At 39.7% G+C, this 12,743-nt stretch carries 13 protein-coding genes; 8 read left to right on the top strand and 5 right to left on the bottom strand.

The window, feature by feature from the left end; genetic code table 11:
• The 3 genes from tolA to pal all read left to right on the top strand — a co-directional run.
• Positions 1 to 567, top strand: a 567-nt coding sequence (tolA, locus tag A9Z07_RS15795; protein WP_069579797.1) for a cell envelope integrity protein TolA, incomplete at its 5' end; no start/stop codon positions are given.
• A 98-nt stretch (positions 568 to 665) separates the two neighbouring features.
• Complete coding sequence (gene tolB, locus A9Z07_RS15790; protein ID WP_069579796.1) at positions 666 to 1,949, top strand: Tol-Pal system beta propeller repeat protein TolB; 1,284 nt, start codon at positions 666 to 668, stop codon at positions 1,947 to 1,949.
• A gap of 22 nt (positions 1,950 to 1,971) precedes the next feature.
• Positions 1,972 to 2,538, top strand: a complete 567-nt coding sequence (gene pal, locus A9Z07_RS15785) for a peptidoglycan-associated lipoprotein Pal (protein WP_004771442.1) — start codon at positions 1,972 to 1,974, stop codon at positions 2,536 to 2,538.
• A 56-nt stretch (positions 2,539 to 2,594) separates the two neighbouring features.
• Here pal and A9Z07_RS15780 read toward each other — a convergent pair whose 3' ends face one another.
• Positions 2,595 to 2,780, bottom strand: a complete 186-nt coding sequence (locus tag A9Z07_RS15780; protein WP_004771441.1) for an NF038105 family protein — start codon at positions 2,778 to 2,780, stop codon at positions 2,595 to 2,597.
• A 177-nt stretch (positions 2,781 to 2,957) separates the two neighbouring features.
• Between A9Z07_RS15780 and A9Z07_RS15775 the strand changes: the two genes are divergently transcribed.
• The 5 genes from A9Z07_RS15775 (at position 2,958) to A9Z07_RS15755 (ending at position 6,232) form a co-directional block, all read left to right on the top strand.
• Positions 2,958 to 3,929, top strand: a complete 972-nt coding sequence (locus A9Z07_RS15775; RefSeq protein ID WP_069579795.1) for a class 1 fructose-bisphosphatase — start codon at positions 2,958 to 2,960, stop codon at positions 3,927 to 3,929.
• Between the two features lie 59 nt (positions 3,930 to 3,988).
• Positions 3,989 to 4,765 (top strand): TrmH family RNA methyltransferase, encoded by a 777-nt coding sequence (locus tag A9Z07_RS15770; protein WP_004771437.1) that lies wholly within the window; start codon positions 3,989 to 3,991, stop codon positions 4,763 to 4,765.
• A gap of 160 nt (positions 4,766 to 4,925) precedes the next feature.
• Positions 4,926 to 5,543 (top strand): RNA polymerase sigma factor, encoded by a 618-nt coding sequence (locus A9Z07_RS15765; protein ID WP_004771436.1) that lies wholly within the window; start codon positions 4,926 to 4,928, stop codon positions 5,541 to 5,543.
• Complete coding sequence (locus A9Z07_RS15760; protein ID WP_005229427.1) at positions 5,530 to 5,853, top strand: hypothetical protein; 324 nt, start codon at positions 5,530 to 5,532, stop codon at positions 5,851 to 5,853. Before A9Z07_RS15765 ends, A9Z07_RS15760 begins: the two co-directional genes overlap by 14 nt.
• The gene (locus A9Z07_RS15755) at positions 5,843 to 6,232 is read left to right on the top strand and encodes a DUF3106 domain-containing protein (RefSeq protein ID WP_069579794.1); all 390 of its coding nucleotides are present in this window, start codon (positions 5,843 to 5,845) and stop codon (positions 6,230 to 6,232) included. Before A9Z07_RS15760 ends, A9Z07_RS15755 begins: the two co-directional genes overlap by 11 nt.
• A 59-nt stretch (positions 6,233 to 6,291) precedes the next feature.
• Here the strand turns inward: A9Z07_RS15755 and A9Z07_RS15750 are convergent, their stop codons facing one another.
• The 4 genes from A9Z07_RS15750 to cxpE form a co-directional block, all read right to left on the bottom strand.
• Positions 6,292 to 8,724: a CSLREA domain-containing protein gene (locus A9Z07_RS15750; protein ID WP_069579793.1), complete on the bottom strand. Its 2,433-nt coding sequence runs from the start codon at positions 8,722 to 8,724 to the stop codon at positions 6,292 to 6,294.
• Between the two features lie 14 nt (positions 8,725 to 8,738).
• Positions 8,739 to 10,607, bottom strand: coding sequence for a rhombotarget A (gene rbtA, locus A9Z07_RS15745; RefSeq protein ID WP_069579792.1), 1,869 nt, complete (start codon positions 10,605 to 10,607; stop codon positions 8,739 to 8,741).
• 116 nt (positions 10,608 to 10,723) lie between these two features.
• Entirely contained in the window at positions 10,724 to 11,422 is a 699-nt protein-coding gene (locus A9Z07_RS15740; RefSeq protein WP_004771428.1) for a DnaA regulatory inactivator Hda, read from the bottom strand.
• Positions 11,423 to 11,442: 20 nt separating this feature from the next.
• Complete coding sequence (gene cxpE, locus A9Z07_RS15735) at positions 11,443 to 12,636, bottom strand: chloramphenicol efflux transporter CxpE (protein ID WP_004771427.1); 1,194 nt, start codon at positions 12,634 to 12,636, stop codon at positions 11,443 to 11,445.
• Between the last annotated feature and the right edge of the window lie 107 nt (positions 12,637 to 12,743).

The raw sequence follows: 12,743 nt of genomic DNA, 5'->3' as shown, positions 1-12,743 counted from the left end.
GCTGATGCAGATGCCAAACGTAAAGCTGACGCAGATGCCAAAGCGAAAGCCGACACAGATGCGAAACGCAAAGCTGACGCAGACGCTAAACGTAAAGCCGATGCGGATGCAAAACGTAAAGCTGACGCAGATGCCAAAGCGAAAGCCGACGCGGATGCTAAACGCAAAGCCGATGCGGATGCAAAAGCCAAAGCTGAGGCAGATGCGAAACGTAAAGCGGAAGCAGAAGCGGATGCAAAAGCTGCTGCTGCAAAAAAAGCTGAACAGGATGCTGCCCAGAAGAAAGCGGATGCAAAACGAATTGCATCAACAGCTAAACGAGATTTTGAACAAAAAATCTATCGTGCATGGAACATGCCATCGGGTTCATCAGGTCAGCGTGCCAGTGCGCGTGTCACCTTGAGTGATAGCGGAGCTGTTTTATCTGTTGTTGTTTCTGCAAGTGATCCTGACGTGAAAGCAAGTGTAGAAGCTGCGGTTCGTGCTGCCGCACCTTATCCAATGCCAGATGATCCAGTAGCACGCCGTGAAGCAAGAAGCTTTACTTCAAGTTTTACTGCAAAATAGTAATGAATAGTTAACGTTACATGCTTTTAATAGCACAAAGCATGTAACTATGTTAAATAATCAACAGCCACAAAAATACGACGCAAGTAATTGTAACTATGGACAAGACTCGTAAACACCTCCTCTCTTTAGCAGTTTTTGCTGCAATTAGCACAGTTGTTCCAACAGCAACTTTCGCTCAATTACATCTTGAAATTGCAAAAGCACCTGAACAAGCACCAAAAATTGCGATTATCCCATTTGCAAATGACAATGCGATCTATCCAATTGTGGAAAGCGACTTGAATCGCTCAGGCCGTTTTACCAGTGCATCTCAAAATTTACCTGCAACTGCCAGCCTAAATCAGGTACAGGCAGGTGATTGGCAAAATGCAGGTGTACCTTATGTTGTTGTGGGTCAAATGAAGGCTGTTGATGCCAATACATTTGAAATTCACTACCAGTTGTACGATGTACAAAAACAACAATATTTACTCAATGAAGTACTCACTGTGCCTCGCTCGCGCGTACGTCAAGCAGGACATCTGATCAGTGATACGATTTATCAAGCCTTAACGGGTATTGCAGGTGACTTTAGCGGTCGTATTGCCTATGTATTACGTAATCAGGCGACACCAGCCCAACGTTATACCTTACAAATTGCAGATACTGATGGCGAACAGCCTAAAACAGTGCTGTCATCACGTGATCCGATCCTCTCTCCGGCTTGGACACCTGATGCCAAGAAAATTGCCTATGTTTCTTTCGAAACCAAACGACCAGCAATTTACCTACAAGATTTAGCAACAGGACAACGCGAAGTTTTAGCCAGTTTCCGTGGCTTAAATGGCGCACCAAGTTTCTCGCCAGATGGTAAATCAATGTTATTTACCGCTTCTATGCACGGCAATCCTGAAGTGTATCAAATGGATTTAAGTACTCGCCAAGTACAACGCATGACCAATGACTCTGCGATTGATACTGAAGCGCGCTACTCGCCAGATGGCAAGTCATTCATCTTTACATCGGATCGTGGTGGTTCGCCACAAATTTATCGCTATAGCTTTGATGACAGTTCAGTCAAACGTCTAACCTTCAAAGGTGCATTCAATGCACGCGGTACATTAAGCGCAGATGGTAAAAAGATTGCCCTTGTCCATCGTCCAAGCGGCAGTAACTACAAAGTTGCCATTCAGGATATCAACACAGGTATTACCAATATTCTCACACCAACCAGTTTAGATGAATCACCAAGTTTCTCGCCAAATGGCCAAATGGTCGTTTACGCAACGCGTGAAGGAAATCGTGGTCTTTTATCAGTCATGTCTACTGACGGTCGTTTCCGCATGAATTTACCAAGCGAACAAGGTGAAGTTCGTGAACCAGCTTGGGCACCAAAATAAATTTAATTGATTGGAGAATCATATGAACATTAAATATTTAACGCTTCCACTCATTGCTGCAACACTTGTGTTCACGGGTTGTGCAAGCCGTAAACCTGCTGCTGAAATTACTGCAGGCAATACACCAAACGGTTCATCAACTGTAAGCACTGATGGTTTAAGTGAAGATGCAGCTTTAAATGCACAAAACCTTGCGGGTGCATCTTCAAAAGGTGTAACTGCTGCAAATAAAGCATTTTTAGCGAAACGTGTTGTTCACTTCAACTATGACAGCAGTGACTTATCAAACGAAGATTATCAAACATTGCAAGCACATGCTCAGTTCCTTGTTGCCAATGCGAACTCTCGTGTTGCCCTTACAGGCCACACAGATGAACGTGGTACACGTGAATACAACATGGCACTTGGCGAGCGTCGTGCCAAAGCAGTTGAAAGCTTCCTGATTACTAATGGTGTCAATCCGCAACAACTTGAAGCAGTAAGCTACGGCAAAGAATCTCCTGTCAATGCAGGTCACAACGAAGCTGCATGGAAAGAAAACCGCCGTGTAGAAATTAACTACGAAGCTGTTCCACCATTATTAAAATAATCGTGTGAATGCTTTAAATAAAAATGCTCACTTTAGGTGAGCATTTTTATTTGCGATCAAGACGTAGATTGAGCATCGGTCTTGGTTTGCATCGATTCAATCATATCGTGCTTGTTGAACTCTTTGTATTCTGGCTTCGCCTCATACTCTTTCCAAGCCTCTTGCACCTTCTCTTTAGAAATCGTTTCTAAACTAATAGGTTCGCTTGGCGTAGGCGTTGCGTCAAAATTCTTGGTTGACATCTTTAATCTCCAAACATCCTGTCTAGTATCCGTCCAACATAGCATGTAATGGCGTACTTGTAATCATAAAAGCAACATAAATAAAGTAAGATAATTTTTATTTTTGGGCGTTCTCATCTAGAATAGCCACATTCATTTTTATCAATTTTTGACACGGCTAAATCGGAGCTATTCAATATGTCAAACCTTACTTTGACCCAATACCTAGAACAACAAAATGGGAATTTGACTCCAGAGTTGGCACAAGTCATCGAAACAATTGCAGCAACCTGCCAGACGATTGATCAAGCATTACAAAAAGGTGCTTTAGCGGGTGTTTTAGGCAGCGCGGGCAATGAAAATGTTCAGGGTGAAACGCAGAAAAAACTAGATGTCATTTCGAATGATTACCTGATTGATGCATTAAAAGCTCATCCACAAGTGGGTGGCTTGGCTTCAGAAGAATTAGATGACTTCACTCCTGCTCAAGAAAATGGCAAATATTTAGTTTTATTCGATCCATTAGATGGTTCAAGCAATATCGACATCAATATGTGTGTGGGTACGATTTTCTCTATCCTTCCTGCAAAAAATGCAATCACACAAGCTGCTGATTTCATGCAAGCAGGGACTGAGCAAGTTGCTGCGGGTTATGTACTTTATGGCCCATCAACCATGCTCGCACTGACTGTTGGCGCAGGCGTTGTATTCTTTACTTTTGATCCAACCACACAAAGCTTCTTATTAACGTCTGAAAAAGTTCAAGTTTCAGCAGATACACAAGAATTTGCAATCAACTCATCTAACCAACGTCATTGGGAAAATCCAGTGAAACGCTATATTGATGAGCTACTTGCTGGTAAAACATCAGTGCGTGAAAAAGACTTCAATATGCGCTGGGTTGCATGCATGGTCGGTGACATTCACCGTATCTTATGCCGTGGCGGTATCTTCCTTTATCCTTATGACTTGAAAGATCCTAAAAAAGCAGGTCGTTTACGTTTGATGTATGAAGCAAACCCAATGAGCATGCTGATTGAACAGGCAGGTGGTGCTTCTACAACAGGTCGTGTTCGTATTCTGGATATTCAACCAACAGAATTACACCAACGTGTTCCAGTCATTATTGGTTCTAAGAATGAAGTTGAACGCGTAACCAGCTATCACTAATTAATTTTATAATCAGGGCATTATCATCCATTTATAATGCCCTTTTGGATGTTTATCTTATGGCAGTTATTTTTCTAGAATCAAAAGACAATGCAAAGATCAAACATTTGCGTGGGCTGATCGAGCTGAACAGCGCCCGAAAAAAACATCAGCAAACAGTTCTGGAAGGTACACATCTTTGTCTGGCTTGGTTACAACAGCAGAAAAAAATCTTTTCTCTATTTACGACCGAACAAGCACTTAACCACCCCGAATTACAACAAGTCATCGAATTACATCAAGGCCATATTTTTGTTATTAGTGAAGTACTTTACAAAGATTTAAGTACTTTAGGCACTACACTGCCTTGCTTAGCGATTGTTGATCTTCCTAAAAGTTCAGTCACAATTGATTTTAAAGCAGATACACTCATTCTGGAAAATGTTCAGGATCCAGGAAATGTCGGCACACTGCTACGTTCTGCGGCTGCTGCAAATATTAAACAAGTGATTTGTACACAAGGTTCAGCATCATTGTGGTCACCGCGTGTATTGCGTGCGGGTATGGGTGCACACTTCAGCCTAACTTGTTTTGAAAATTTTCAACTCAGTGATTTACTTCCAAAGTTTGACATTCCTGTCTTTGTGACCAGTTCACACCGTTCAACTAGCTTATACACACAAGATTTGACTCAAGCATGTGTATGGATTTTGGGTAATGAAGGTCAAGGTGCCAGTGACTATGCCCTAGAACACGCTCAAGCAGTGACGATTCCTCAGCCGGGTGGCCAAGAATCTTTGAACGTTGCAATTGCAGGTTCAGTCTGCTTCTTTGAAATGGTGCGCCAACGTCAGTAAAACGTTATTTTATTTTAAATACGCGTTTTTTACTGGGAAAATCTATTACACTACTAAAAATAATTGCTTAAGTTGTCAACGCGCCCACCATTTTCAACGTTATATGATTAATGAATTGAAATAATAATGGTGGGTATCCATGACAGGATTTTCCATCTCTATGGATTTAGCACCTAAACAGGCTCGAACGGAAAACGGTACTGATCGTAGTACGGTTGAACAACGTCTGCGTTTCTTTATGCAAGACGTGACTGGTCGTGCGCTTGTGATGATGGAGAGTGCGACACAGGGACAACAAGGCATTGCAATGGATCTGGTTCAGGAAGCCTTTATTTCATTGCATAAATCCTATGCAGATAAGAGTACCGATGAATGGTATCCCCTGTTCTATACCATATTGAATAATAAACTTCAGGACTGGAGAAGAAAGGAAGCCCGTCGAGCAAGTCCATTCTCATTATTTAAGAAAATCAGTTTAGATGATGACGAAGAAATTATTGATGTAGTCGATGAATCAACCCCAAACCCATTTGAGTTCCTTGATCAGGAAGTGACGATGGAGGAAATTCAGGCTGCAATTAATCAATTACCAGTTCGTCAGCAACAAGCGTTCATGTTAAGAGCTTGGGAAGGCTTTGATACGATGACGACAGCGCAAATTATGGATTGTAGTGAAGGTAGTGTAAAAACACATTATCACCGTGCAATTCAGGGACTCAGAATTGCTTTAGAGCACTTAAATCCACATACGGGAGGATCATCAGATGAAAAAAGATGAGTTCGCTAAACAAGTGACTTCCAAACTTGATCAACTTGCAAGAGAGCAGCACCACAATAAAATGCGGGTGATGAATCATGTTTTAGATACGGTACAAAAGAAACCTACTTCTTATTACAGTATCTGGAAAATGACAGGTTTTGCTTTTGCAGCTGCCATTATGGGTATTGCTGTATTGCCAAGCTCTTTACAGTTAATCGATAAACCGCAAAATCAGGTTGTGGTTAATCCGAAACTATCTCCTCAGATGGTGGAAGATATGGAAATGTTATTGGTTCTAGGTGAGGATAAAGTTCCACATGGCAGCTAAAAAGTTAGCACTTGTTGTGTGTACGCTTGGCTTATTGCAAACCAGTTTTGCAGGTTCAGAACGTTTCTGGATTTTTTCAAAACAGAATAAGCCAACAACTGAAGAAGCATGGGATGATTTATCCCCAGAGGAACAACGCGTTTTAATTAAACGCTATCAGTCGTTAAAGGAAATTCCGACCACACAGAGCTCACAACTTCAGCAAAGAATGGAATGGTTTACTCAACTGCCAGAAGATGAAAAACAAAAAATGCGTGATGTATGGCAAAAAATGAGTACTCAGGAACGTACCACCTTGCGTAAACGTATGCAAAATGCGAGTACAGAAGAGCGGTTAAACATCCGAGAAGAATATTTAAGTAAATACGCTGAACATTGATTTTTTAATTTCATAAAAAAAAAGAGCGCCAAATATGGCGCTCTTTTCTATTTCATGTTTTATTTTTTCATACGGCGATAAGCCAATAGACCAAACAAGCCAAATATAGATAAGAAATTCATACCACCACCACCGCTTTTGCCTTTATCACTGGTGTTCGCTGTACTAATAATTTTCACGGTTGCTGTATTTGAAATCAAACCTTCTGCATCATAAACTTGGTAATTAAATGAATAATTAAATGGGTTAAAGATATTTATTTCCTGAACATAAATATTGCCACCATAACAGGTTATCTGCTGATCTGGTTTTGGACATGGACCTTTACGGTCAGCAGTCACGCTAATATTTTCAGAGGGTACATTAGATAATCGGATTGGCAACTCAACTCCTTCAGAATTTCTCCAGAACTGAGGCTTATTCGGATTACTCTCAGGCCCTTTTCCGCCCTCTCCCATATCACCATAGTCATTGGCGAAATTCAGCAGGTTGATAGCAACCTTTTCCTTCTTCTGATATTTTAATGTAACAGAGGTATCCTTTGCTTCAGGAGCAATATTATAAAATGAGGCACCAATCAATCCAGAGGAGGTAATTGAAGTATCTGCTCGATACTGAACTGTATATTTACAGAAAATTTTATCGCCTGCTTGTGTAATAGCATCATCTTTACGATAAAAAATAATTTGTTCTAAATCCTGATTCCACTCACAAACCAGATTTTTAGCGTCACTTTCATCAATAATTTCATCGCCATTACTAATCATGCCTTTACCTAAAGGCTCAGTTGAGACGATATAATTTTCTTTATTAAAAAATTCTAATTTATAACTTCCATCAGCTTGCTTAAGCTCTTGAGGAATAGGCAATTGATTACTCTTTAAGTCCACATAAATAGCACGATAATGTAGATTATTTTGGGTTTTATCTAATAAGTTTCGATAAAACTCTAATATTTCTTTATAAGCCGTCTTTTTTTTAGGATCATCAGGATTTTTAACTGCATAATCATAATAATCAACTTCCTGCTGATAAGCTTTTATTACCCCAGATAAAGAGGAGTTTGTTAAACTAAGAATATCACCTGCTGTTAGTTTCATAAGCTCAACAGAGCCAATATCACAGGAATTACGTGAGTCTGGATTATAATGTAATTCCTTATTAGTCATACGTGACATATTTCTTTGGTCTACTTCACTACATGTACTGGCAGCACCAGTATCTACCAAATCAGTTTTAGTATTATTATTCACTGGGTAATATAATGGTAAATAAGCTGTAAATTCTGATTCAGGTACTAATGTTGTTAAAATTGTCCGAATATTCGTATTACTTATATCAATATTGGTATGTTTTTCTGGTAAATCTTCTGTTGGCAGATCACATTTACTCTCGCCTGTTAACGAGAAAGCATTATAACTTAAATCAATCTTTACATCTTTCTGCTCAGCAGCGCTTCCCAATAAATAACGGCAAGAATTACCTCCATTATTATAGGCAAGTACATTAAAGCTGAGATTTTTATTTCCCAGCTTATCGTACAAGAAAGTCGAATAGGCACTATTTTCCACAATAGTATTACTGAGTAAATTAAGGCTACTTAAGTTACTTAAAATACTAGTTTTATTGGTAGGTTCATTACCCGCTAGCGTATCACCTGTAAATTTAATCAAGTTACCATTTGATAAATTTGCAGTATTTTGTGCAATGGTATTTGTATCTAAGGCAATTGTAGGCTCACCACAAAACTCCAGCATACTACTGGAATTTGTCGAACCATTTGCAATCAAGCTACTGCCAATAATCTTAATATTTCGTCTGGAATATAAGTTATCATTTTTACAACTCATGGCGAGTAGACTACCTAAAGGTGCCTTATTATTTTTCAGCAAACTACTCTCAATATTTAAGGACGCAGATGGACCAGCTAAAAAAATTGCTCCCCCACTTTCCTCTGCCTGCGTATTTAAAACTTGCGTATTCTGTAAGTTTACATTGCCACCAGCATAAATCGCACCACCTCGGTCTGCAGTTTTACCATTCGCCAGAATAATATTGGTTAAATTTAAGGTACTATTATTACTTGTGGTGTTAAAAATACGGCTTTTGCCTCTTGCATCAATTGTTGTCTTTAGCGCTGTTTGTGCAGGATAATCATTGGTAATAACACTCTTTTTTTCAAATTCAATTGGGAGTTTACCCGTAATTACAATATCAACTATTGGAGCTAATTCTCGGTCCAGTATATAAGTACCTGCTTCTAATTGAATCAATTTAGTGGTAGTTGACGAAGTATCGGTGATCTGACATCCCCCATAAGGCTTTCTATCAGCCGCCGTTTTCAGTGCTTCCCTCAATGAACAAGCATAGTTATTTTCACCATCTTCATCTACAAAAGTTGTGACTAGGATTGGCGTAGCACTTGTCGCTGCAAAAAGCGGCAGCGTTGCAATCGTTAAAGTTGCCAGCAAAGTTTTTTTATAATTTTTCATCTCATCATCCCTGATTATGATTTAAAGCGACGTAATCCAATTAATCCGAGTAATGCAAAGATTGCACCTATCCCAAAACTGCCACCACTAACATTTACAGTTTTGCTTTGAAAATTATTAGGTGGAGCTTGAAAAATTGTGGTTGGGATTGCGAGGTAATAATTTGCTTTATCCCCCAAACGAGTTGTTGTCGTCATTATGCGTAGATTAAATTGATCTGCCCCATGCCAATTTCCATTTGGTACATACGTAATATTTCCTAACTGATCAATTGTCAACTTACCTTTTGATGGTGTTTGACGTTGCTCAATAACCAAACAACCTGGCTGCCAAGGCTGATCATCTGCACGTTTACCAAGAATTTTTTCACATGATGCAGGATCAAGCAGTTCACCATCCAATAAACTATCGGCAATACTAAACTTGGCAATTTGTCCATATAAAATATCTTCACCGGCAATAGGAATTTCAGCTCGATTTATAACTAATTCAATCGCCCCTAGATCACATAATTCATCATATCCACTACGGCTTTTACCACGCTGATCTGAACCTTCACAACTTTTTGCAAAGCCAGCTGTTGTTCCATCACTATAAATTCTTCCCTTATCCACAATCAAAGAGTCTGAAAGCTGAGTATAGGACATCAATAAACGTGGCTTAAAGTAACCTAACATTTGATCCTTAGGTGTGTAATACGGACATAAAAGTCCATCCGCTGGTGGTGCTGCGCAGTCACCCTCATCATTGGTTCCACCCGCAATGAGCTTATTATTCCCAATGAAGAAGTTTGGGCTGCCAGCTGGTGCATTACGATTACATTCAGACGTCGTCAAATTACTTTGTATAACTGCTTCATCATCGGCCGAACTGGCACAGTTATTTGCTTCATTTGCAACAATAATACTATTAGAAATATAAGCACTTGGTTCTTTAGTTGTAGTCGTTTTACCATCTTCGGTAGTAGAAGCATCTCGCTTCGGTGCTTGTAAAAATAATCCCGCGGCATTTTTAATAATCGTTACATTATTCAGTAGCATTCCTTCACGGATATTCGCGACATAACCACCCTTGTTATGAAAAATTGTACTATTGCGTAGACCTGAGACACGAGAAGCTAGTGCCTTCGCTGTAGTTTCATCCGTAAATCCTGTTTGCGAGTAGAGCAAAGCACCACTTTCGCCTTGAGTCCCTTCATTATCACGAATCACAGATTGAGTAATTAAATATAAAGGCATTTCACTATAAATAACTGCGCCTTGATCTGCTTTATTTGCTTGTAGCAGGCTATTACTGATATTCAATAAACTTGCAGTTGTTTGCTCATTCGTCACTGTACCCGCATTATAGATTGCACCACCTCGGACTGCATTTCCTCCCGTTAAACGGGAGTACTGGATACTGAGCGCCTCTCTATTAAAGATCAAACCACCATCGGTTACCTTATAAGCAGAACCTTTTAAATTTAATTCAACCAAAATAACCGGAAGTAAGGTTTCTTCAACACTTTCATCGTTAATGACAAATAAACGATCATTCCCCGCCATTTTAATGGTCGCGTTATGCATGCCTTTTTGATTATCGTTAAAACTGCCACTTGCCGCAGTCATGATAGCCATGCCCGCTTTAATATGAATTGCTGAATTTAATGTGTATTCTTTATCTCTTTGCAGGATGATCGTATTACTAGAGGTTTTATCACCACAGCCCTGATAGCCATTTTCATATTCTTTTTGACTTCTTTTATTTAAAAACTCTACAGCATTTCTTAACGAGCAACCGGTATAATTCTTTTCATCAAGCAACGTCGTGACTTGGATATCCGCAGAATAAGCGTGCCCCGTCATTACCAATAATGCGCAGGCAAGCGTCCGTTTGAGCATACCGATCTCCTTTCATATTTTTTCATTTTTTTTAGTTTTACAAACTAGGTGTTTGCAACCACATTCCTTTGTGCGTACTTTGTCATAGCTCTCAAAATTACTCAAGAAATTTTATACTATTGGCGATATTCATCAATCAAAGCGTAAATTTGCTTAAGTGTAGTATTAGAAAGCTTGGTTTTTTCGCCTTTTAGCATTTTTTCAAGTTGGGCTAATGTTTGTAATAATATTGAGGCCTGATGTGGGCCATTACTTAATAAATAATCGACAATTTGCTGGTCAAAATGAATTCCGCGACGAGTCATGACCGATTGAAGTAAAGCTTGACGATCTATATAAGAACTACCGTTCGGGACTTTAACACTAACAGCTTGCGTCAACCTTGACTGAAGGTCAGGAAGTTCCAGTTTTAATTCAATCGGTGCAACCCGAGATGAAAAGACCAGTTGGCCTTCATGGTTATTCATCAGATGAAAAACGGCTTTTTGCCAATGTGGTACGCCACTAATTGCATCAATATCGTCTAAAGCAACTAAGTCATAAAATTCTAAAGAAGTAATTGCTTCAATAGGCGCATCTAATAATTCGAGTAATGAAACTTTAATCGCAGGGCGGCCTAACTCCAGATAAGAATCACAAATTGCAGAGAGTAAATGACTCTTACCTGTTCCCGCCCCACCATAGACATAAAAACGACTAACCAAACCCGCATGTAATTGTCTGACTGCATCAACCACAGGTCCCCAACCCGGCCCCGAAAAATCACTGATTCGGGCATCGAGTTGTGGTTCTATATCCAGTTGTAGTTGACGCATATATTTAATATGTTCCTCAATTACTTTAAATCATTTGGGTTTGAAGTCTCTGTATCTTGAGAGTTTTTAATTTGAATATCAAGCTCTACTTGATCTGATTCAACATTTATATGCTGAGTTTCACCTTGTACCACGATAACTTCGGTGGTGGAGCCATAGAAGCGGCTTCGTTCATAATTATCACGTGCATGTTTAAGCAACACCACAATCACGGCAGCAACTGGCAAAGCAATCAACATTCCAAGGAATCCGCCGAGTTGTGCACCTGCCAATACCGCAAAAACAACCGCCACTGGTGATAAACCAATTTTATCACCCAACAAGAATGGTTGCAGAATATATCCCTCTACCATTTGTCCGATCATGAAGACCACACCAACCAGAAGTAACTGAGTCCAGTCCAGTCCGAATTGGAAAAGCGTTGCAATTACAGCTGCAATAATGCCGACACCAAAACCTAAATAAGGAATAATACTGGCTAGACCAGCAATCATACCAATGATCAAACCAATTTCCAGACCAATCAGTTGCAACCCAACTGCATAGACAATCCCTAATAAAAGCATCACAAGGAATTGGCCTTTCACAAAAGCGCCCAATACACTGTGGCATTCACGCACGATGTTTAACGTTGATGCTTCATAAGGACGTGGGATTAAACGTCTTAAACTCTGCAACATTCTTTCCCAATCTAACAAGAAATAGAAAGAAATGATTGGAATCAACACGACAACACCACCAATCTGAATAAAGTTCAGACCAGATTGCGCAACTCTTAATGCCATTGCCTGAATACTATCGGCACTATAGTTGGTTTGAATATAATCCATTAATGCCTTAGAAATCTGTTCAGTATCTATTTCCATTGGTACAACATTAAATGTATGCGATACCCACGGCAAGAAAGTGGCATTCACCCAATGAATACCCGCAGGGATACTATCCCGTGCATACATGAGCTGTTTCCAGATCAACGGTACCAGGAACCACAACACTATGGTCAAAGTCACCCCAATACCAATAAACACGATACTGATGGCTAACCAACGCGGTAATTTAATTTTGACAAGAACATCCACGAGTGGACTAAACAGGTAGGCAATGAAAAAAGCACCTACGAACGGAATGACAATGGGCTTTAGCAGATAGAGCACCCAAAGCAATAATGCGAGCCCAGCGAGGATAAAGATACGACGTAGTACCTGATCTTGCATAAAATCTAGCCTTTTTTTGTATATTCGTTATAAATGGAAAAAAATTTAATTAAAGATAGCATTTTCGAGCATAAATAACATAAGAGTTTCGTATATTCAGGTTATAA

This window comes from Acinetobacter sp. YK3, from assembly GCF_001729365.1.
GTDB lineage: Bacteria > Pseudomonadota > Gammaproteobacteria > Pseudomonadales > Moraxellaceae > Acinetobacter > Acinetobacter vivianii.
Note: the sequence above shows the minus strand (reverse complement) of the source record. Positions and strands in the feature narration are given on the sequence as shown.